This is a genomic window from Pseudidiomarina sp. (genome assembly GCF_033722695.1).
Lineage (GTDB): Bacteria > Pseudomonadota > Gammaproteobacteria > Enterobacterales > Alteromonadaceae > Pseudidiomarina.
Map to the genome: position 1 here is coordinate 15,863 of NZ_JAWVYM010000019.1, position 20,828 is coordinate 36,690.

Annotated in this window: 22 protein-coding genes; 9 read left to right on the top strand and 13 right to left on the bottom strand. The window is 52.2% G+C overall.

Annotated elements, in window-relative coordinates; translation table 11 throughout:
* Positions 1–2: 2 nt before the first annotated feature.
* Complete coding sequence (locus R3196_RS07960; RefSeq protein WP_318936240.1) at positions 3–419, top strand: cytochrome c; 417 nt, start codon at positions 3–5, stop codon at positions 417–419.
* A gap of 100 nt (positions 420–519) precedes the next feature.
* Positions 520–885, top strand: coding sequence for a DUF413 domain-containing protein (gene maoP / locus R3196_RS07965; RefSeq protein ID WP_318936241.1), 366 nt, complete (start codon positions 520–522; stop codon positions 883–885).
* Positions 886–935: 50 nt separating this feature from the next.
* Here the strand turns inward: maoP and purD are convergent, their stop codons facing one another.
* The 11 genes from purD to cutA all read right to left on the bottom strand — a co-directional run bounded on the left by purD (position 936) and on the right by cutA (position 11,697).
* A complete protein-coding gene (purD, locus tag R3196_RS07970; RefSeq protein WP_318936261.1) occupies positions 936–2,222 on the bottom strand; it encodes a phosphoribosylamine--glycine ligase in 1,287 nt (428 codons plus the stop codon).
* Positions 2,223–2,233: 11 nt separating this feature from the next.
* Positions 2,234–3,103 (bottom strand): methyltransferase, encoded by an 870-nt coding sequence (locus R3196_RS07975; protein WP_318936242.1) that lies wholly within the window; start codon positions 3,101–3,103, stop codon positions 2,234–2,236.
* Between the two features lie 81 nt (positions 3,104–3,184).
* Positions 3,185–4,753 carry a bifunctional phosphoribosylaminoimidazolecarboxamide formyltransferase/IMP cyclohydrolase gene (purH, locus tag R3196_RS07980; protein WP_318936243.1) on the bottom strand — a complete coding sequence of 523 codons (1,569 nt, stop codon included), beginning with the start codon at positions 4,751–4,753 and terminating at the stop codon, positions 3,185–3,187.
* Positions 4,754–4,817: 64 nt separating this feature from the next.
* The gene (gene fis, locus R3196_RS07985) at positions 4,818–5,111 is read right to left on the bottom strand and encodes a DNA-binding transcriptional regulator Fis (protein WP_318936244.1); all 294 of its coding nucleotides are present in this window, start codon (positions 5,109–5,111) and stop codon (positions 4,818–4,820) included.
* 18 nt (positions 5,112–5,129) lie between these two features.
* Positions 5,130–6,095 (bottom strand): tRNA dihydrouridine synthase DusB, encoded by a 966-nt coding sequence (dusB, locus tag R3196_RS07990; protein ID WP_318936245.1) that lies wholly within the window; start codon positions 6,093–6,095, stop codon positions 5,130–5,132.
* A gap of 124 nt (positions 6,096–6,219) precedes the next feature.
* Positions 6,220–7,101, bottom strand: coding sequence for a 50S ribosomal protein L11 methyltransferase (gene prmA, locus R3196_RS07995; protein WP_318936246.1), 882 nt, complete (start codon positions 7,099–7,101; stop codon positions 6,220–6,222).
* Between the two features lie 5 nt (positions 7,102–7,106).
* Entirely contained in the window at positions 7,107–8,456 is a 1,350-nt protein-coding gene (accC, locus tag R3196_RS08000; RefSeq protein ID WP_318936247.1) for an acetyl-CoA carboxylase biotin carboxylase subunit, read from the bottom strand.
* A 23-nt stretch (positions 8,457–8,479) separates the two neighbouring features.
* Entirely contained in the window at positions 8,480–8,941 is a 462-nt protein-coding gene (gene accB / locus R3196_RS08005; protein WP_318936248.1) for an acetyl-CoA carboxylase biotin carboxyl carrier protein, read from the bottom strand.
* A gap of 37 nt (positions 8,942–8,978) precedes the next feature.
* Positions 8,979–9,440: a type II 3-dehydroquinate dehydratase gene (aroQ, locus tag R3196_RS08010; RefSeq protein ID WP_318936249.1), complete on the bottom strand. Its 462-nt coding sequence runs from the start codon at positions 9,438–9,440 to the stop codon at positions 8,979–8,981.
* A gap of 161 nt (positions 9,441–9,601) precedes the next feature.
* Positions 9,602–11,401, bottom strand: coding sequence for a protein-disulfide reductase DsbD (locus tag R3196_RS08015; RefSeq protein ID WP_318936250.1), 1,800 nt, complete (start codon positions 11,399–11,401; stop codon positions 9,602–9,604).
* On the bottom strand, positions 11,374–11,697 hold the full coding sequence (gene cutA, locus R3196_RS08020; RefSeq protein ID WP_318936251.1) for a divalent-cation tolerance protein CutA: 324 nt from the start codon (positions 11,695–11,697) through the stop codon (positions 11,374–11,376). Before cutA ends, R3196_RS08015 begins: the two co-directional genes overlap by 28 nt.
* A gap of 196 nt (positions 11,698–11,893) precedes the next feature.
* Between cutA and R3196_RS08025 the strand changes: the two genes are divergently transcribed.
* The 3 genes from R3196_RS08025 (at position 11,894) to R3196_RS08035 (ending at position 14,491) form a co-directional block, all read left to right on the top strand.
* Positions 11,894–12,187: a co-chaperone GroES gene (locus R3196_RS08025; RefSeq protein ID WP_318936252.1), complete on the top strand. Its 294-nt coding sequence runs from the start codon at positions 11,894–11,896 to the stop codon at positions 12,185–12,187.
* A gap of 41 nt (positions 12,188–12,228) precedes the next feature.
* Positions 12,229–13,863, top strand: coding sequence for a chaperonin GroEL (gene groL / locus R3196_RS08030; protein WP_318936253.1), 1,635 nt, complete (start codon positions 12,229–12,231; stop codon positions 13,861–13,863).
* Between the two features lie 115 nt (positions 13,864–13,978).
* Positions 13,979–14,491: a DUF3016 domain-containing protein gene (locus R3196_RS08035; RefSeq protein WP_318936254.1), complete on the top strand. Its 513-nt coding sequence runs from the start codon at positions 13,979–13,981 to the stop codon at positions 14,489–14,491.
* 7 nt (positions 14,492–14,498) lie between these two features.
* On the opposite strand, the gene epmB is transcribed toward R3196_RS08035, so the two are convergent.
* Positions 14,499–15,494, bottom strand: coding sequence for an EF-P beta-lysylation protein EpmB (gene epmB, locus R3196_RS08040; RefSeq protein WP_318936255.1), 996 nt, complete (start codon positions 15,492–15,494; stop codon positions 14,499–14,501).
* Positions 15,495–15,621: 127 nt separating this feature from the next.
* Here epmB and efp point away from each other — a divergent pair, with 127 nt between their 5' ends.
* The 3 genes from efp (at position 15,622) to R3196_RS08055 (ending at position 17,688) form a co-directional block, all read left to right on the top strand.
* Positions 15,622–16,191: an elongation factor P gene (gene efp / locus R3196_RS08045; protein ID WP_318936256.1), complete on the top strand. Its 570-nt coding sequence runs from the start codon at positions 15,622–15,624 to the stop codon at positions 16,189–16,191.
* A gap of 15 nt (positions 16,192–16,206) precedes the next feature.
* On the top strand, positions 16,207–17,181 hold the full coding sequence (gene epmA / locus R3196_RS08050) for an EF-P lysine aminoacylase EpmA (RefSeq protein ID WP_318936257.1): 975 nt from the start codon (positions 16,207–16,209) through the stop codon (positions 17,179–17,181).
* 96 nt (positions 17,182–17,277) lie between these two features.
* The gene (locus R3196_RS08055; protein ID WP_318936258.1) at positions 17,278–17,688 is read left to right on the top strand and encodes a MerC domain-containing protein; all 411 of its coding nucleotides are present in this window, start codon (positions 17,278–17,280) and stop codon (positions 17,686–17,688) included.
* Between the two features lie 20 nt (positions 17,689–17,708).
* Here R3196_RS08055 and trmA read toward each other — a convergent pair whose 3' ends face one another.
* Positions 17,709–18,809, bottom strand: coding sequence for a tRNA (uridine(54)-C5)-methyltransferase TrmA (trmA, locus tag R3196_RS08060; RefSeq protein ID WP_318936259.1), 1,101 nt, complete (start codon positions 18,807–18,809; stop codon positions 17,709–17,711).
* A 210-nt stretch (positions 18,810–19,019) separates the two neighbouring features.
* Here trmA and R3196_RS08065 point away from each other — a divergent pair, with 210 nt between their 5' ends.
* A complete protein-coding gene (locus tag R3196_RS08065; RefSeq protein ID WP_318936260.1) occupies positions 19,020–20,615 on the top strand; it encodes a S8 family serine peptidase in 1,596 nt (531 codons plus the stop codon).
* Positions 20,616–20,828: the final 213 nt, after the last annotated feature.

Here is a 20,828-nt window from a genome sequence, read left to right on the forward strand (position 1 = left end):
GTATGAAATTACCTTTTGCCCGAGCAAGTTACCCGGTTCTGTTTGGTGCCGCGGCTCTGTCCGTAGCACTTATGCCAGCCGACGCTATGGCGGTAAACGGGAAAAAGTCCTACGCGGCTAATTGCCTGGCTTGCCACCAGGCTCAGGGGCAAGGCATCCCCGGTGCTTTCCCGCCGCTGCGCGACAACCCGCATGTTCAGGATAATAAGCTGCACATCGCTAAAACAGTGCTATCTGGGATGTCCGGTGAGCTTGAAGTAAAAGGTAAAACATACAATGCGATGATGCCGGCGCAGCCCCATCTTACTGATGTTGAGATAGCGGCTATTGCGACCTATATATTGCAGAATTTTGACAATGGCGGCGGTCAAGTGACTCCGGAAGAAGTCGCTGAAGTGCGTGAAGAAGTAAATAAATAAAAAAGTTATTGACAAGAACAAGATTCATCTCTATATCGTCAGTGTCGCTATCAGCGAAACCAATTTTAGCTGGTTGTTGGTCTGGAGGAAGAGGCACACAATGACAATGATGAACCGTGACTTGATCACCAAGAAGGCGTTTAACGACTTCAAAAATTATCCCTACGGCTTTGCCCGTTCAGGCGATTTCTCCATTCGTGAAAGCGACTTGCTGGCAAAGCATGGCAGCCTGATTGCGGCGCTGATGAGTGGTGAAATTGAGCCTGTGTCGGCAGAAGAGCAGTCACTACTGGCAGTTGCCCGTGGTGAGAAAGCAGCCGAGACGTTAGTTGAAAAGGCCTGGTCGAAGTATCAGGCCCGTATCAACCGGCCGAAAGTTGGCAGTATGTATGGCCGTAGTCGTTATACCGACGACGCTTTTGAAATAAGCAGTAGTGACGATGATGATTTGGTAGTCGAAGACTAAACGAAAGAAAAGCCGGAGCGCTGCAGCGTAGCGCGCTCCGGTGTTCTTATTTATTGCTCGCGGGCGATGGCCCGGTGAGCGATATCATTCCGGTAGTAAACATCCCGCCAGTCGATTTCTTTAACCGCCCGATAGGCTGCTCGTTGTGCTTCAGTCACGTTATCCCCAATTGCGGTAACGCAGAGTACCCGGCCACCGGCAGTTATGAGGTTGCCTTGTTCATCGGTCTTAGTTCCAGCGTGAAATACTTTGGCGCCCGTCGTTTCGGCGGCGTCGATACCCTGAATAACATCACCTTTGAGATATTTATCGGGGTAGCCGCCGGCCGCCAGCACCACACCAACAGTTGCCCGTTGATCAAATTCGATGCTTTCTTTGCTAAGCTCCTGTTTACACGCAGCCAGACTGAGCGCGACCAGGTCTGACTGTAAGCGCATCATAATCGGCTGTGTTTCGGGGTCACCAAAACGGCAATTAAATTCCAGCACCTTAGCAGTGCCATCCGGTGCCACCATAAGACCCGCGTATAAAAAGCCAGTGTATGGGTGGCCTTCATCAGCCATACCTTCAATAGTCGGCTGAATGACATGATTCATAACCCACTCATGTACTTCCGGCGTGACCACCGGAGCCGGCGAGTAGGCGCCCATACCACCGGTATTGGGGCCTTTATCACCGTCGTCCCGGGCTTTATGGTCCTGGCTGGAGGCAAATGGTAGTGCGGTGACGCCGTCGACCATAACGATAAAACTGGCTTCTTCGCCAACCAGAAATTCTTCAATGACGACACGGCTTCCTGCCTCGCCAAAGCGGTTGCCTGCCAGCATGTCGTCAATAGCGGCAAAAGCGTCGGCTTCAGACTCTGCGATAATGACGCCCTTGCCGGCCGCCAGCCCATCGGCTTTGATCACAATGGGCAAAGCATGCTGGCGCACATAAGACTTTGCCTGTTCAATATCGGTAAAGGTGCCGTAGGCCGCCGTAGGAATGTTGTGGCGCGCCAGGAAATCCTTACTGAAAGCCTTAGAGCCTTCCAGCTGCGCTGCGGCCTGGGTGGGGCCGAAAATCATCAGGCCGGCGGCCCGGAACTTATCGACAATACCGGCGACCAGCGGCGCCTCAGGGCCGACGATGGTAAGCCCGACATTGTTGGTTTTAGCAAAATGCAGAAGGCCATCGATATCTTCGGCATTAATATTAACGTTCTCGATGTCTTCTTCACCAGCGGTACCCGCATTGCCGGGTGCCACATAAACGGTGTCAGCTAATGCTGACTGCGCTGCCTTCCAGGCCAGCGCGTGTTCGCGGCCACCGCCGCCGATAACCAATACATTCATACTTAAACTCATTACTCGCTCGTTATTTCAGGTTTCACAAAGCGCAGGGTAAAGCGGTCACTCTCGCCGATACCAACGTAATAATCGCGGTTATCTTCACCCAGGCGCAGGGTCGGCGGCAGGGTCCAGACGCCGCGCGGATGATCGGCGGTGTCGTCGGGGTTAGCATTCACATCGCTGGTTGCATCCAGGACAAAACCAGCTTGCTCGGCCTGTTCTATCACCCAGCTTTCTTTCATATATCCGGTAGAGGCCATATCTTCTGCAGGGCGATCTTCCGGCAGACGGTGATCGACTACACCCAGCACGCCACCCGGTTTGAGGGCTTCATAAAAATCATTGAATGCGCTTTCGACACCTTCTTCGCCGTGCGCCATATACCAGTTATGCAGGTTACGGAAGGTCAGTACCATATCAGCGCTGCCCGGAGGTGCGATTTCGCTATCAGCAAGCGGCGCGAATTCAGTCAGGATGACATCGGAGAAATACGGGTCACTGATGATCCGGTCAGCAAAATCCTGGCGTGACTTAGCGTAATAAGCGCGGGTTTCTGACGCAGGGAAATGCGCTGCATAGAGTTTTCCCTGTGCTTGCAGGTAAGGCGCCAGAATTTCCGTATACCAGCCGCTACCGGGCCAGATTTCAACTACAGTCATATCCGGCTCAATACCAAAAAACTGTAGCGTTTCAACCGGGTTGCGGAACTCATCGCGAAGCTTATTGGAGGTTGAGCGGGCCGGATTATTCTGGGCTGCACTGAGCGTCATAATTTGCTGGGCGGTGGTGTCCGCCGCTTGCTCTGTCTCTCGCGGTGCATTATCGCAGCCGGTAAGGGTTAGCAGGGCAATCATGCTTGCGGTAGTTAACATTGAATGTTTCATAACCTGTCTCCTGTAAAGGGCGTTCGGTAACTAACTATTAATGCCTATCCTAGTCTGCTTGTGGCTCAGGGGCAATTTAAACTAGTGCCGGAAGTGCCGCATACCGGTAAACACCATAGCGATACCATGCTCATCCGCGGCCGCGATGATTTCTTCGTCGCGAATGGAGCCTCCCGGCTGGATAATGGCTTTAATGCCAGCCGCTGCTGCTGCGTCGATGCCGTCCCGGAATGGGAAGAAGGCATCGGACGCCATGACCGAACCTGTTACCTCGAGGTTCTCATCAGCGGCCTTAATACCAGCAATTTTGGCGCTGTAAACCCGGCTCATCTGGCCGGCGCCAACGCCGATGGTCATACCGTCACGGGCATAAACAATGGCATTGGATTTTACAAACTTAGCCACTTTCCAGCAAAACAACAGATCTTGTAACTGCTTTTCGTCAGGCTGGACTTTAGTCACAACCTTGAGGTCGTTAGTATCGATTTTGCCCTGATCGCTGTCCTGTACCAGCAGGCCGCCAGCAACGCGCTTATAGTCAAAGCTTGCTACTTGCTGCGCTGACCATTCGCCACATTCAAGTAAGCGGACATTGGTTTTCGCGGCGACGACGTCGCGAGCCGCGGCGCTAACCACTGGTGCGATGATCACTTCGACGAACTGGCGCTCGACGATGGCCTTCGCGGTGGCGGCATCGAGTTCACGATTAAAGGCGATAATACCGCCGAAGGCTGAGGTCGGATCGGTTTTAAAAGCGCGCTCATACGCGGTCAGGATCGACCCAGCGACAGCCACACCGCAGGGGTTGGCATGTTTGACGATGACACAGGCAGGCTCGGCAAAGCTCTTCACACACTCGAGCGCGGCATCAGTATCAGCGATGTTGTTGAATGATAATTCCTTGCCTTGCAGCTGCTGAGCGGTAGCCACAGAGGCTTCGCCCGTTTCAGATTCAACATAGAAAGCTGCCTGCTGATGGCTGTTCTCGCCATAGCGCAGGTCCTGCTTCTTCTGCAGCTGCACATTAAAGGTGCGGGGGAATTTGCTGGCTGCTTTGCCCAGGCGTGCGCCAAAATAATTGGCAATCATGCCGTCGTACTGGGCGGTATGCTCAAAGGCCTTAATGGCCAGATCAAAGCGGGTATCCAGGGTCAGGCTGTTGTCGTTGGCGTCCATCTCGGCGATAACCTGATCGTAATCGATGGCGTTAACTACTATGGTGACATCCTGGTGGTTCTTCGCCGCGGCGCGGACCATAGTCGGGCCGCCAATATCGATATTCTCAACCGCGTCTTCGTGGCTGCAGTTCGGGTTCGCAACCGTCCTGGCGAAGGGGTACAGATTAACGACTACCATATCGATAGGGGCTATATTCTGCTCGGCCATCACCTGCTGGTCACGGTCGCGACGGCCTAAAATGCCACCATGAATTTTCGGATGCAGGGTTTTTACCCGGCCGTCCATGATTTCCGGCTGGCCGGTATGTTCAGATACATCGGTAACCGCGATATCATGCTGGCGCAGCAGACTTGCAGTACCACCGGTCGACAGCAATTGTACGCCGCGTTGCTGCAGGTTACGGGCAAAATCAACAATACCTGTTTTATCTGAAACACTCAGTAGGGCGCGTTGAATCGGACGATGTTGCATTGTATTCACCATTTGTAGCCATAAATAAAAAAGAGCACACCAGGCGCTCTTTTTTGTTGTCGATTTAGTTCATACCATATTTTTTGAGCTTCTTCCGCAGGGTGCCGCGGTTGATGCCCAGCATGGTAGCTGCGCGAGTCTGATTACCCCGAGTATAGGTCATAACTTCTTCCAGCAGCGGAGCTTCTACTTCCGCCAGGACAAGATCATACAAAGCTTCAGGGTCAGCACCTTCCAATTGCTTAAGGAAAGAATTAACCGCCTGCTTTACCGAATCGCGCAGCGGCTTAGGCTGGGCATTGGTACCGATAGTGGTAAAAGGAGAAACCTGGTCACGATTTGTGTTGTGATCAAACATAGGTGCGCTCTATCTCTTCTAGTTTACAGTTACAAAATAATCCGCCAATGCATCGAGTTGCTGCTGTGCAGCATCAAATGCTACAAACTGGCGGCGAAATTCACTGGTGGGATACTGCTGCTGCAAGTACCACCCCACATGTTTGCGGGCTATCCTGACTCCCATGAAGTCACCGTAATGCTGGTGCAGTCGACGTACATGTGTCTGCACTACCGCCGATACTTCTGCCGGAGTTGGCGGGGCCAGTTGTTCGCCAGTTGCCAGGTAATGCGCAATTTCGCGAAACAACCATGGATTGCCCTGGGCTCCACGTCCAATCATGACCGCATCAGCACCCGTGTAATCTAAGACTTCTCTGGCCTTTTCTGGTGATGTGATATCGCCGTTGGCGACCACCGGAATCGACACCGCAGCCTTTATCGCTTTAATGGTGTCGTATTCCGCTTCACCTTTGAACATACAGGCCCGGGTCCGGCCATGAACGGCCAGGGATTTTATGCCAGCCTGCTCAGCTATATTGGCAATGTCCCGGGCGTTCCGGTTATCCGGATCCCAACCTGTGCGTATTTTTAACGTGACCGGCACATTGACTGCAGTAACGACCGCAGACAATATTTGTGCGACGAGTTCCGGATACTGAAGTAACGCGGAACCGGCCAGTTTTTTATTCACCTTTTTTGCCGGGCAGCCCATATTGATGTCGATGATCTGAGCGCCCTGCTCGACATTATGCCGGGCGGCGGCAGCCATCAACTCGGGCTCTGAACCAGCAATCTGCACTATTTTTATACCCGGCTCATCATGATGACCCATGCGATACCGTGATTTCCTCGAATCCCACACCCGCGGATTGCTCGACAGCATCTCAGATACTGTCAGGCCCGCGCCCAGCTCATGACACATGCGCCGGAAGGGTAAGTCAGTCACACCGGCCATTGGGGCCAGAATCACAGGATGTTTAAGATGATAAGCTCCGATCCGCATCGGTTAAAAACTGTGCAAGCAAAGGGTCGGAAATTTTAGGGAATTTGGCAGAGAAAGAAAAGGACGTAATTTGTACAAAAGTCGTGTTTTTTGCAATTTTGACTCTTGACAAATTACGCCTTGGTTACTGTTTGCGCGTGGCGTGGAGCATCACCCATTCATTTTTCAGGCGTGGTTCGCTAAATACGAATTCATGTTCATAGGCTTGCTGCACCGAATCAATCTGGCGTTCAAGGATACCGGACATCACCAGCTCGCCGCCTGCGCCGACATAGCCGCTGATAACCGGCGCCAGTTCGCGTAGCGGTCCTGCCAGCACATTAGCCAGTACCAGGTCGGCCTGCAGACTGGGCTGATCAGCTGGCAGATAGACCTCCAGCCGGTCACCAACGCCGTTACGAACCGCGTTATCGCGGCTGGCAATAAGCGCCTGCTTATCAATATCGATACCGATGGCGCGCTCGGCGCCAAGCAACAGCGCCGCGATTGCCAGAATGCCTGAGCCGCAGCCAAAATCGACCACAGTTTTGCCGGTCAGATCCTGCTGATCGAGCCAACTGAGACATAAAGCTGTCGTGGAGTGCGTACCGGTGCCAAAAGCCATACCCGGATCCAGCATAATATTGACGGCATCAGGCTCGGGAATTTCGCGCCAACTTGGACAAACCCAAAGGCGCTCACCAAACTGGATAGGGTGGAAGTTATCCATCCATTCCCGCTCCCAGTCTTTATCTTCAAGCTGGTCAGTTTTATAGCTGAAATCCCTTGCTACCAGACCGGACTCGCGCAAAGCTGCTACCACCGGACTGATATCGGTATCGGCCTCAAATAAGCCCGTTACCAGGGTCTCATGCCAATAGAGGATCTGATCAAGCGGCGGCTCGAATATCGGATTGTCCTGAGCATCGCGGTAGGTTACTGCCAGCGCGCCTTCTTCTTGCAGCATGTCACCCACTAAAGGCGCATGCTGCTCAGAAGCAGACAAAGTAAGCTGAATCCATGGCATAGGGCTTAGTGACCGCCCATACCAAGTTTTTTCTCCAGGTAATGGATGTTGGTTCCGCCTTGCTGGAACTTCTCATCCGCCATGATATCTTTTTGCAGTGGTACGTTGGTCTTAATACCTTCAATGATGAGTTCGCTTAAGGCATTGCGCATACGGGCAATAGCGACTTCACGGGTTTCACCATAAGTAATGAGTTTACCAATCATCGAGTCGTAATTCGGCGGTACCCGATAGTCAGCATAGACATGGGAATCCCAACGCACGCCCAGGCCACCTGGCGGATGGAAGCGGGTTATGGTGCCGGGTGAGGGCACAAAAGTCGCTGGATCTTCAGCGTTAATCCGGCATTCGACAGAATGGCCGCGAATCACCACATCTTCCTGGGATATTGATAACGGCCGGCCGGCAGCCACACGTAACTGTTCTTTGATCAGGTCCACCCCGGTAATCATTTCAGTGACCGGGTGCTCAACCTGAATCCGCGTGTTCATTTCAATAAAGTAAAACTCGTTGTTCTCGTATAAGAACTCGAAGGTGCCCGCGCCGCGGTAACCGATTTCGATACAGGCTTTCGAGCAACGCTCGCCGATGAATTTACGGAGCTCCGGGGTAATGCCAGGAGCTGGCGCTTCTTCAACCACTTTCTGGTGACGGCGCTGCATTGAGCAGTCGCGCTCGCCCAGATAAACCGCGCTACCCTGGCCGTCAGCCAGCACCTGAATTTCAATGTGGCGTGGGTTTTCCAGGAATTTTTCCATATAGACTACCGGGTTACCAAAAGCTGCACCGGCTTCGGCCTGGGTCATGCTAATGGCGCTAAGGAGCTCGTCTTCCTGGCGAACCACACGCATACCCCGGCCACCACCACCACCGGCGGCTTTAATTATCACCGGATAACCAATTTTCTTGGCGATCCGCATATTTTCCTGATCATTGTCACCCAGCGGGCCATCAGAGCCGGGCACACAGGGTACGCCAGCTTTTTTCATCGCTTCGATAGCCGAGACTTTGTCACCCATCAGACGAATAACATCCGCGGTCGGGCCGACAAAGATGAAACCTGAGTTTTCAACCTGCTCAGCAAAGTCAGCGTTTTCGGCCAAAAAACCGTAGCCAGGGTGAATAGCGGCCGCGTCAGTGATTTCCGCCGCACTGATAATGCGGGGAATATTCAGATAACTGTCAGTGGCCGGCGCATTGCCGATACAAATGGATTCGTCAGCAAGCAGCACGTGCTTAAGATTGCGATCCACCGTGGAGTGCACCGCGACTGTTTTGATACCGAGTTCTTTGCAGGCGCGTAAAATTCGCAATGCAATTTCGCCCCGGTTTGCAATTACAACCTTGTCTAACATGATGGTGTCCTGATCTGGTGAGCTTACTCGATGATAAATAGCGGCTGATCAAATTCGACCGGCTCGCCGTTTTCTACCAGGATTTGCTTAATCACACCGCCTTTGTCGGCTTCGATCTTGTTCATCATCTTCATTGCTTCAACAATGCATAGGGTTTCGCCGGACTTGACCTGCTGGCCAACGGTGACGAAATCGGCCGCGCCTGGTGCCGGAGCGGCGTAGAAAGTACCTACCATGGGTGAGCGCATAATGTGACCGGTAACTTCCGGCTCGACTGGCTCAGCAGCAGGTGCGGCTGCTGGCGCTGAGGCCGGAGCGGCAGGGGCGGGCTGTTGCATCTGTTGCATAGGCGCGTACTGCATCGGCTGGCTATAGCTACTGCCACGGTGGATGCGAACCGACTCTTCACCTTCAGTAATTTCCAGTTCAGCAATGCCGGATTCTTCGACCAGCTCAATTAATTTTTTTATTTTACGAATATCCATGATCGGTAATGACCCCAGTATCTAGTTATTAAATTTTTCAGGCTGTCAGTTGTCGCTGAGCTGCTTGCAGGGCAAAAGTATAACCCTGAGCGCCCAGTCCGCAAATGACGCCGGTGGCGATGTCAGATAAATACGAATAATGACGAAATTCTTCGCGCGCATGAATGTTCGACAAATGAATTTCGATAAAAGGGATAGCGACGCCAGTTAAGGCATCCCGCAGCGCAATACTGGTATGACTGTAGGCACCCGGATTAATCAGGATAAAATGAACACCTGTATCGCGCGCTTCGTGAATCCAGTCAATCAGCTCATGTTCAGCGTTGGACTGCCGACACTCGAGACTAATGCCGAGGCTTTTCGCCTGTTCCGACAAACGGTGCTCGATTTCAGTCAGGGTTTCCGAGCCATAGACGTCCGGTTCCCGGGTTCCCAACAGGTTGAGGTTCGGGCCGTTTAATAGGAGTACTCTGCTATTTTTTGCGTTATTTTCAGTCATTCTGCTGCTATCTGCTGCGATGTGATTGATAAAGTGAGTAGACTCTAAATTTAGACGCCGACGGATTAACTATCAACACATTATAGTTAAAAATCACAGTAAAGCAGCAAAATACTGGTCTTATCACCGAAGTTCGCTGCAGTATCCCGAATAAAAACAGATTACTGCAGTTGCTCGATGCGGTGGGCAAAAGTTTCTGCGCTCATAAATCCGGTCACCCGCGCTGAACGAACTTCTTCACCCTCATAAAAAAACAGGATCGTCGGCAGCCCGAGTACCTGATATTCGCTCAGGATGGCGTTATTTTCGGGGGTGTTAGCGGTCACGTCGGCTTGCAGTAACAGCGCATCGCCAAGCGCCGCCTTCACCCGTTCGTCGGTAAAGGTATAGCGTTCAAATTCTTTGCAGGCGACACACCAGTCGGCATAAAGGTCCAGCATGACCAGGCGGTCCGACTGATCTGCAGCACGAACCTGTTGCTGAATTTCAGCGAGTGACTGTACTTTCGTAAAGGGCAGACGATCTTCCGGTGAATGCGGCCACCACTGCACCATCAGCACCGTTGCCAATGTCAGCCAGATGGCGCTGAATACCCCCGCAGCGCGAGTCGATAGCTCACGCCAGCCGCTGAATATCAGGTAACAGGCGCTGACGAAGATGAAACCGATCCACAGCCAGTCGGCAATCACATAAGGCAGCAAGCGCTCCACCAGTACCAGCGCAACAGCAAGCAGCACAACGCCAAACAGGCGTTTTACCGTATTCATCCAGGCCCCTGCTTTAGGCAACAGTTTGCCGCCGGTAACCCCAAACAGTAACAGCGGCAGGCCCATGCCCACACTAAGCGCGTATAGCACCGCACCACCGATCAGGATATCGCCGGATTGAGCGATAAATAGCAATACACCAGAAAGTGGTGCCGTGGTGCAGGGTGAAACGATCAATCCGGACAGGGCGCCCATCAGAAACACACTGGGGTGGGCCCCACCGCGGCGCGCTTGCACGATATCATTCAGGTACTGTTGCACCCGTTGCGGTAATTGCAAGGTATAGGCACCGAGCATACTCAGAGCAAGCACGATAAAGAGCGCTGCCAGGGTAATGAGAATGGCTGGGTGTTGCAGCATGGCCTGATAGCGTAAGCCCGCCAGGGCCACCACCACCCCTAGTAACGAATAGGTAATTGCCATGCCCTGCACATAAGCCAGTGACAGGGTAAACGACCGCCGGGTGCTGATCGGTTCACGCTGAGCCCTGGTTTGCGGGCTCCCGCTTTGCTGACCCATGATAATGGCCGAAATAATGGGATACATAGGTAGTACACAGGGCGTAAAGGCTAACCCGATACCAAGCAGCAGGAAGAGCCCCAGCGATAGCCATAAGGGCTGCTGGTGCAGCAAGTCCAGCAAGCTGTTAGACGTGCTTTGCTGACTGTTCGCAGCCACCTGGGCTACATTAATTCCCGCGCTGCCATCGCCGGCGATGGCGTTCAGATAAACAGTTTTGTCAGTGGGCGGATAGCACAAACCAGCGTCAGCGCAGCCCTGATAAGAAACGGTAAATGACTGGCCAGCAGTGGCCTGATTCAGCACATAAGTAATGGATACGCTGTCACGATAGATGATGGATTCACCAAAAAATTCATCAACATGTTCTTCGCCGGGCGGATAAACCGGCAACTCAGCTAATTCAGCATCAGGGTCAGGGCGAAAACCATGCTGATACAGGTAATAGCCATCGGCGATGTCCCAGCTGAGGGTGAGCTGGTTGCCCTGTTGCCGGAAGTCCAACTGAAATGCTTCTTCCACGGGCAGGAATTGTTGCTGAGCAAAAGGATCCTGACTGTCGGTGAAGTTGCCGGTCTGGCCCTGTACTGCATCAACTGCGCTCAGAAAGAGCGCGAAAAAAATACCGAATACGATAACGACGCGTTTCATGAGCTCACGACCTGCCCGAGCCATTTAAGATAATCATCACTACCCTCTGCGACCGGTACTGCCAGTAACTCGGGGACATCATAGGGATGCGCCTGTTGCAGGGTACTCAGTAACTCCTGTAGCTGGCTGGTCGAGGTTTTTATAGTGAGTATGACTTCATCGTCACTATGGAGATGATCGTCCCACCAATACATTGAGGTACTGGTTGCGCCGATATTGACACAGCCTGCCAGGCGCTGCCGCAAAACGCGTTCGGCCAGAGCCTTGGCGCTGCTCCTGTCAGGGCAACTGCAAAACACGATCCGGAACTCAGTAGACATAATCAGTACTCGTCGAAGTCATCAGATTAAATGATGGTATCAGTATACGGAAAACAGAAAAAATTTTTACCTAAAACCTTGTGATCGGCATTTTGCCCCCCATAACTGTGGCACAGCACATTTTTAACTGCCCTGTATCAGTTACTGGACAGGGAATTGTTATCAACCCACAACCTAGGTTTAGGAGTCATCAAAGATGAAACTTCGTCCCTTACATGATCGTGTGATCATCAAACGTTCTGAAGCAGAAACCAAATCTGCCGGAGGCATTGTGCTAACGGGCTCAGCCGCTGAAAAATCAACTCGCGGTGAAGTCGTAGCTGTTGGCAACGGTCGCATTCTGGACAACGGCGAGGTCAAAGCGCTGGATGTCAAAGTTGGCGACAAGGTGCTGTTCAATGAAAGCTATGGTGTCAAAACGCAAAAAATTGACGGGGAAGAATACCTCATCATGAGCGAGTCAGACATCCTGGCAATCGTCGAAGGCTAAGCGATCCGGTTATTAACGCATTCTGAAGAGGAATAAGAATTATGGCAGCTAAAGAAGTTAAGTTTGGAATCCCAGCCCGTCAACGCATGCTCAAAGGCGTGAACGTTTTGGCCGATGCCGTGAAAGTGACCCTGGGCCCGAAAGGTCGGAACGTGGTTTTAGAGCGCTCCTACGGTGCACCACTTATTACTAAAGATGGCGTAACTGTTGCGAAAGAGATCGAACTGGAAGATCGCTTTGAAAACATGGGCGCGCAGATGGTCAAAGAAGTCGCTTCTAAAGCGAATGACGAAGCAGGCGACGGTACCACTACCGCGACCGTTCTGGCCCAGTCCATTGTGAATGAAGGCCTGAAAGCTGTTGCAGCAGGCATGAACCCGATGGATCTGAAGCGCGGCATTGATAAAGCCGTGACTTCCGCAGTCGAAGAGCTGAAAAAGCTTTCTCAGCCGTGCGATAACAACAAAGCTATCGCCCAGGTCGGTACCATCTCTGCTAACTCTGATAGCACTATCGGTGAAATCATTGCTAAGGCAATGGATAAAGTCGGTAACGAAGGTGTTATCACTGTAGAAGAAGGTCAGGCCCTGCAAGACGAGCTGGACGTTGTTGAAGGTATGCAGTTCGACCGCGGTTACCTATCCCCTTACTTTATCAACAACCAGGAAAGCGGTTCAGTCGAACTGGATAGCCCGTTCATCCTGTTAGTGGATAAGAAAGTTTCCAATATCCGTGAATTACTGCCGGTTCTGGAAAACGTTGCCAAGTCTGGCAAGCCATTACTGCTCATTGCTGAAGACGTTGAAGGCGAAGCCTTAGCGACTCTGGTTGTGAACAACATGCGCGGCATCGTTAAAGTCGCAGCCGTGAAAGCGCCTGGCTTCGGCGACCGCCGTAAAGCCATGCTGCAGGACATCGCCGTACTGACTGGCGGTACTGTGATTTCTGAAGAAATCGGTATGGAGCTGGAAAAAGCACAGCTGGAAGATTTAGGTACTGCGAAGCGTGTTGTTATTAACAAAGACAACACCACTATTGTGGATGGTAACGGTGAAGAAGACGCGATTGAAGGCCGGGTTGCGCAAATCCGCCAGCAGATCGAAGAAACCTCATCTGATTACGATCGCGAGAAGCTGCAGGAACGCCTGGCTAAATTAGCCGGTGGTGTTGCGGTCATTAAAGTCGGCGCAGCGACTGAAATGGAAATGAAAGAGAAGAAAGCCCGCGTTGAAGATGCGCTGCACGCAACCCGTGCTGCGGTGCAGGAAGGCGTGGTACCCGGTGGCGGTGTAGCCCTGGTTCGTGCGGCCAGCAAGCTGCAGGACCTGCGAGGTGATAACGAAGACCAGAACGTCGGTATCAAGCTGGCGCTGCGCGCCATGGAATCACCACTGCGTCAAATCGCTTCAAACGCTGGCGCTGAAGGCTCAGTGGTTGCCAACAACGTGAAAAACGGTGAAGGCAACTACGGCTACAACGCCGGTAACGACACCTACGGCGACATGCTGGAAATGGGCATCCTGGATCCAACCAAGGTCACCCGTTCAGCACTGCAATTCGCAGCTTCTGTAGCCTCACTAATGATCACTACTGAAGCCATGGTCGCTGAACTTCCGAAGGAAGAGCCAGCTGCACCTGACATGGGCGGCATGGGTGGCATGGGCGGCATGATGTAAGCTGTCCGTCGTTCATGACGACTGAAAAACGGCGCCTGCGGGCGCCGTTTTTATTTGTGCCTGTCACACTTTGCTATACTTAAGCATCTTACTGTTAGCCACAAAGGAGGTAATTATGCGTAAGTCTATTATTGCATTAATGACAGTAGCGGTTGGCCTAACAGCAAACGCGGCTGCTGCCGCAGAAACAACAGTTACTTTTGAAACGCCTGACGAATATCAGGATATCGAAGCGGTAAACGCTAAACAGGATGAGTTTGAGCAGATAATTATGAATGGTCTGCGCGAACATATCGTGAAATTGGGTAAAGAACTGCCCGAAGGCTATAAGCTGGAGTTTGTCGTCACGGATTTAGATCTGGCTGGCAGGGTAGAGCCGACATTTGGTGCGACCACCAGTAATTATATGCGGGTACTTGATCGCATTGATTATCCGATGATTGAGTTCCGTTATAAGCTAACCGATGCTCAGGGTGATAACATTAAGTCAGGCGATGAACGTCTGCGTGACATGGGTATCACCAGCACGATGCGCGCAGCCAAGGCGGCTGGTCGGGACGTACTCTATTATGAAAAAGAAATGCTGAGTCAGTGGTTTAATCGTCACCTGAAACCAGCTGTTGAATAATACCGCTTTATAACGGTGTTTTACTCGGTTCGCCGGCAATTTCCCGGACCAGCTTAGGCACCAGGAAACCGGGCAACCGGGTACGCAGTTCAACTTCAAGTTCGCGGGCGCGGGCATCGCTTATAGCGAAATGGCTGGCGCCCGCTACTTTATCCAACTGATGTAAATAGTAAGGCAGTATCCGCGCGGCAAAGAGTGCTTCGCTCAGCTCAGTCAGCGTGTTCCCGTCATCATTTATCCCCCGTAACAGTACACTCTGATTCAGTAAAGTAATGCCATGGTCAGCCCATATCGCTGCGCCTGCGGCAAGTTCTGTTGAGACTTCCTGCGGGTGATTGGTGTGCACCACCAGAATTGCCTGCAGGCGGCTTTGTTGTAAGCGTTCAGCGAGGCCGGTGGTGAGGCGGCTGGGAATGACCACAGGTAGCCGGCTGTGAATGCGCACTCGTTTTAATTGCGGCAGGCGCTCGAGCTCGGTCAGTAGCCGGCTGATCTGGTCATCGGTCGCCAGCAGCGGATCGCCGCCACTTAAAATAACTTCATTGATATCGGCGTGTGCCTGAATATAGCTAAGCAGTTGAGTGCGTTCAGCGCGGCCGAAGTGGTGTTCCTGATAGGGGAAGTGCCGCCGGAAGCAATAGCGGCAGTTAATGGCGCAGCCACCGCGAAAAATGACGAGTACCCGCGACTGATATTTATGTAACAGAGCCCCCTGCGAACTTTGCTCAACAAGCGGATCTGTCACAAAATCAGGATGTTCGTTAAACTCATCAGCCTGAGGCAAAACCTGCAGGAGTAATGGGTCAAAGCGGTTGCCTGCTTCCATTAAACTGACGAAATGACGGGGCACGCGCAACGGGAAAAGACCGCGGGCGGCTATATCCTGTTGCTGCAGTGAATCACTGATGTTAAGTACGCTGACAAGCTCAAGTGGATCTGTGATCGCTTGGGCGAGCTCTTGCTGCCACTGGGGGCGGAGGGAGACAATTGTTGATGTGCTCACGCAAGTCCTTAAACGGGTTCAGTAAATAAAAATCTGTCATTTCTGCAGTGATTTTACCTGAAAAGCTCCGCGCTTTGGTTTATTATTGCGCGCGAAATCGCTTATTTTCAAAGCATACGAGGGATCTATGGCGAATTACAGTACCAATGAATTTAAAGCAGGCTTGAAGATCATGCAGGACGGTGAGCCATGCTCAATTGTCGAAAATGAAATGGTCAAGCCGGGCAAAGGCCAGGCATTTAACCGGGTCCGTATCCGTAAACTAATCAGTGGCAAAGTCGTCGAAAAGACCTTTAAGTCAGGCGAGGCCGTCGAGGCTGCGGATGTCATTGACGTTGATTTAGCTTATTTGTATAGCGACGGCGAATTCTGGCATTTCATGAATAACGAGACCTTCGAGCAGATCGCAGCGGATGAAAAAGCTGTGGGTGACACCGTGAAGTGGCTGGTTGAGCAGAACATCCACACGCTGACGCTATGGAATGGCAACCCGATTGCGGTTACGCCACCGAACTTTGTTGAGTTGGAAATCACTGAAACCGACCCTGGTCTGAAAGGTGATACTGCTGGCACAGGCGGCAAGCCTGCCACCTTAAGTACCGGCGCCGTGGTAAAAGTGCCGCTGTTTGTTCAGGTTGGTGAAGTCATCAAAGTTGACACCCGCTCTGGCGAGTATGTATCCCGCGTTCAGAAATAAGCTTCAGGTAACTGAATGATGCAGCTCGACGAGTCATGGCAACCTGACGCCAGTCTGGCGATGCTGCATCAGCGGGCTGCTTTATTGCGGCAGCTCCGTGAGTTTTTTCATGCCCGCGACGTGCTTGAAGTCGACACCCCCATTATTAGCCGCTTCGGCGTCACCGATGTACACCTGAGCAATCTGGTTTGCCGTCTTGGTACTGATACCCGTCACTGGTATCTGCAGACTTCTCCCGAATATGCAATGAAGCGGCTGCTCGCGGCGGGCTCTCCTTCTATTTATCAACTTGGCAAAGTATTCCGGGATGACGAACTGAGCTCTAGGCACAATCCAGAATTTACCATGCTTGAATGGTATCGCCTCGGCTTTACTATGAACGACCTTATTGCTGAAGTGGATGAGTTATTGCAAGCCACACTTAAGGCCCGGCCGGCCCGGCGCCTCAGTTATCGTCAGCTATTTCTCGATCAGTTGCAGGTGGATATTCTTCGCAGTGACGGTTTTTCTGCTCTGCAAGGGCGCCTGCAGGAGTTTTCTGCGGTGGCTGAACTGGCCGCGCGCGAACGTGATTTCGATACCTTGCAACAGTTAGCTATGGCGCTGATTATTGAGCCGCGGCTGGATCCCACTATTCCGGTGATAGTGTATGACTACCCCGTCAGCCAGGCGGCGCTGGCGCAGGTATCTGTTGATGATCCCCGGGTAGCTTATCGGTTTGAGGTGTTTTATCAGGGCATGGAACTGGCTAATGGCTATCAGGAATTAACCGATGCCCGGGTTCAGCTGCAGCGATTTGAGCTTGATCAGCAACACCGCCAGCGCGCCGGGTTACCGCCCATGGCTATCGATACGCGACTGATGGCAGCGCTCGAAGCCGGGCTGCCGCCGTGTGCGGGCATTGCTTTAGGTTTTGATCGACTACTGATGATTCAAAGCGGAGCAACCCATATCCGCGAGGTTCTACCGTTTAGCATTGCCCGGGCCTGAGCCTTTCCTAACCTTATTTTCCCGGTTGCAACTTGCGCTATAAAAGGTGATGTTATAATATAACACTGTAACTTCGACAGATTAGCCGGGCTAAGTATGCGCTTTTTGGGATCAAAACGATCAATAGACAGGACAGGGATTTGGGTCACCACCATTTGTGCGATCCACTGCCTGCTGCTGCCTGTCATCCTGCCTATGCTGTCGTTGATTGGCCTGTCATTTATCGGTGAAACGCTGCTCGAACGGACTATTCTGGGCACCAGCATCATTGTTGGCTTTATTGCACTAGTGGTAGGCATGCGGCAACATGGGCGTACCTTTCCGGTATTATTCCTGATCGCCGGTGGCGTTATTTATTGGCACAAGAATATTCTGGGTGCGAGCGGCGAGCCTTTTGTAATTTTAGTTGGCGCTGGCCTTATCATTGCTGCCCACTGGATTAACCTGCGGTTGATAAAAGCCAGACAAATTGCCCCGTCACGCGGCACCGCCACCCAAACCGCCTGATTCTTCTTTACATTTTTTCTTTAAGCTCTGCGTTTCAGAACCACACCGGTTTCAACATGATGGGTGTAGGGGAACTGATCAAACAGCGCACTTTTCACCACCTCATGGGTGGATGCCAGGCTGGCCAGATTGTCCACCAGCGTTTCCGGGTTACATGAAATATAAACAATAGTCGGGTACTGGCGGACCAGTTCCGTCGTTGCTTCATCAAGCCCGGCACGGGGCGGATCGACCAATACCGTGGCGCAGTCAAACTGATCAATTCCGGCTTCCTGAGCGCGTCTTGAAGATCGTTCTCCCGCCAGTACTGCGCTAAAGTCTTCCGCGGACATCCTGACCAGCGTCACATTTTCAATGTCATTTAATTCACAGTTATAGCGCGCCGATGCCACCGAGGTCTTACTAATTTCCGTTGCCAGCACCCGGTCAAAATTCTGTGCCAGCGGCAGACTGAAGTTGCCATTGCCACAATAGAGTTCTAACAAGTCACCTTGACTGTCGGCAGTTGCTGCCAGTGCCCACTCAATCATGCTGGTATTTACCGCAGCGTTTGGCTGGGTAAAGCTATTCTCAACCTGCTGAAAGTGATATGGCTGGTTGTTGATAACCAGCGTCTCAGTGACCCAGTCCTGATCGAGGATTACTTTTTGTTTACGCGAACGACCAATCAGGTGGATGGTGCCAAATTGCTGCAGATGCTGCTTCAGTTCTGTTGCCGACTGTTCCCACTCGTCTTCAAGCGGCCGGTGGTAGATTAATGAAATCAGTGCCTGCCCGGTGGTGGTGGTCAGGAACTCAACCTGAAACAGCTTACGCCGCAATACCGGACGGCTGCGCACGTAAGCAATGACCGCAGGCATCAGGTTGTTAATCAGAGCGCTACCAGGGGAGAAGGAATCCATACGGATTTTCTCCCGGGTTTCAGGATCAAACATAATGTAATAGAGGTCATCGCCCTCATGCCAGATCCGAAATTCCGCCCGCATGCGGTAATGCAGTGGCGGTGACGGATAAATCTCCAGCGGCTGACTCACAAAGGGCTGTAGCAGTTGCGTCAGATAATCGGCTTTGGCTCTGAGCTGCTGTCCGTAGTCCTGGGTCTTGATGCTGTGATGAGTCATTGGCTCTCCGAAAGTGAAAATGACCGCGAATTGTAAAGTCTTGATATATAAAGTCTAGCGTATCAACGTCTGTAAATTTGTTAAAAAAGCAGCATTTTGTTATTGAATTGCTGCGGCCAATGTAACAGGATGTTTCATGCCCGTGGTGAAACAGTTCTGTTAAGCGGTGACAACCAGTAATACCAACGATAACAATAAAGGAAATTAATCATGTCCATGAATCTGAACAAGAAAGGCGCTTTTGCCCTTGCGGCTTTGTCGATTGCCGTTTCTGGCGCAGTGGCGGCAGGTCCTGCAGCGCAGGAACGGGTTATTGTCGAGTTTAAGCCAGGAGCTAAAGCACAGGTACAGCAGGCAGTGCAGCGGGCCGGTGGCCAGCAACATGTCGATCTGTCCAATTACAATGCGATGGCGGTTAGCCTGCCAGCGGCAGCGATAAAAGGGCTGCAGAACAACCCTAACGTGGTCATGATCGAAGAAGATGTTCGCCGCGAACTTTATAGTACACAGTATGAGCCAGGCTTACCTTACGGCATTGTGCAGGTTCAGGCTGATCTGGTTTCTGATGGCGCTGCCGGTACCCGTAAAGTGTGTATTATCGATTCGGGCTATGACCTGGGTCACCCTGACTTGCAGACCACGGGTGTAGCGGGCCAATATGACAGCGGTACCGGTAACTGGTACACCGATGAAAACGGTCACGGTACCCACGTAGCTGGTACTATCGCCGCGCTGACTAATAATACGGGTGTGGTTGGCGTACTGCCGAGTGGCCAGATTAACCTGCATATTGTTAAGGTGTTTACCGCCAGTGGCTGGGGCTATTCCTCATCGCTGGTTGCCGCAGCGGATCAGTGCGCGGCCGCAGGCGCGAACGTTATTAACATGAGTTTAGGCGGAACCCGTGCCAGCAGAACCGAAGATCGGGCGTTTACCCAATTGAACAACGCGGGTGTGCTAAGTATTGCTGCTGCCGGTAATGATGGTAACACCCGCGATTCATACCCTGCTTCTTATGATTCAGTGGTGTCAGTAGCGGCAATTGATGCAAACGAACAGATCGCGGCCTTCTCACAACAGACTTCTCAGGTTGAGCTGGCTGGCCCGGGTGTGTCGGTGTTATCTTCGGTACCTCGTGGTACCGGTGAGCTCGTTGCCCTGAACGTGGCCGGTCTGGCTTATGATGCTAACGGCATGGATGGCAGCGCGCGTGCTTCAGCTACCGGAAGCCTGGTTGACTGTGGTATTGGCGATCAAGCCTGTGCTGGCGCAAGCGGTGCGGTTTGCTTAATCCAACGCGGCACTATCAGCTTCGCTGAGAAAGTTCAGGCGTGTGAAGCAGGTGGCGGCGCCGCAGCCATTGTATATAACAACGAGCCAGGCGCGTTACTGGGTACGCTCGGTGAATATAGTGCGAGCATTCCGGCGATTGGTATCTCTGATACCGATGGTGCAACGCTAATGGGTCAACTTGGCAGTTCAGCGACTGTTCAGGTTACTGCGAGCGACTGGGCCTTCTTTGACGGCACTTCAATGGCAACGCCTCATGTCGCTGGCGTAGCTGCGTTAGTGTGGAGCCATCATACTACTTGTACGAATGCGGACATCCGTAATGCATTGCAAGCGTCGGCAAAAGATCTGGGTGCAGTTGGTCGCGACAATGCTTACGGGCATGGTCTGGTGCAAGCCAAAGCTGCAGTTGATTATCTAACAGCTAACGGCTGTGGCGGTACCTCTGGCGGTGGTGACACTGGCGGTGGCGGCAGCACCAAACCGGGCAATGGTAATGGCGGCGGGAAAAAATAACCCTAAGCTTCGGTAATGAAACAAAAAGCTCGCATTTGCGAGCTTTTTTTATGCACACTGTTCAGAAACCCGGCAGTCAGCAAAAAAACATCATAAAAGCATGAAAAGGCGCTTGACGGCGACAGTTAAATCTCTAAAATGCGCCCCACGCTTGAGGCAGGCGATGAAGCCGCCAAAAGCAGAGGTTTAGGAGTCAGAAATTTTAGCCGTAAA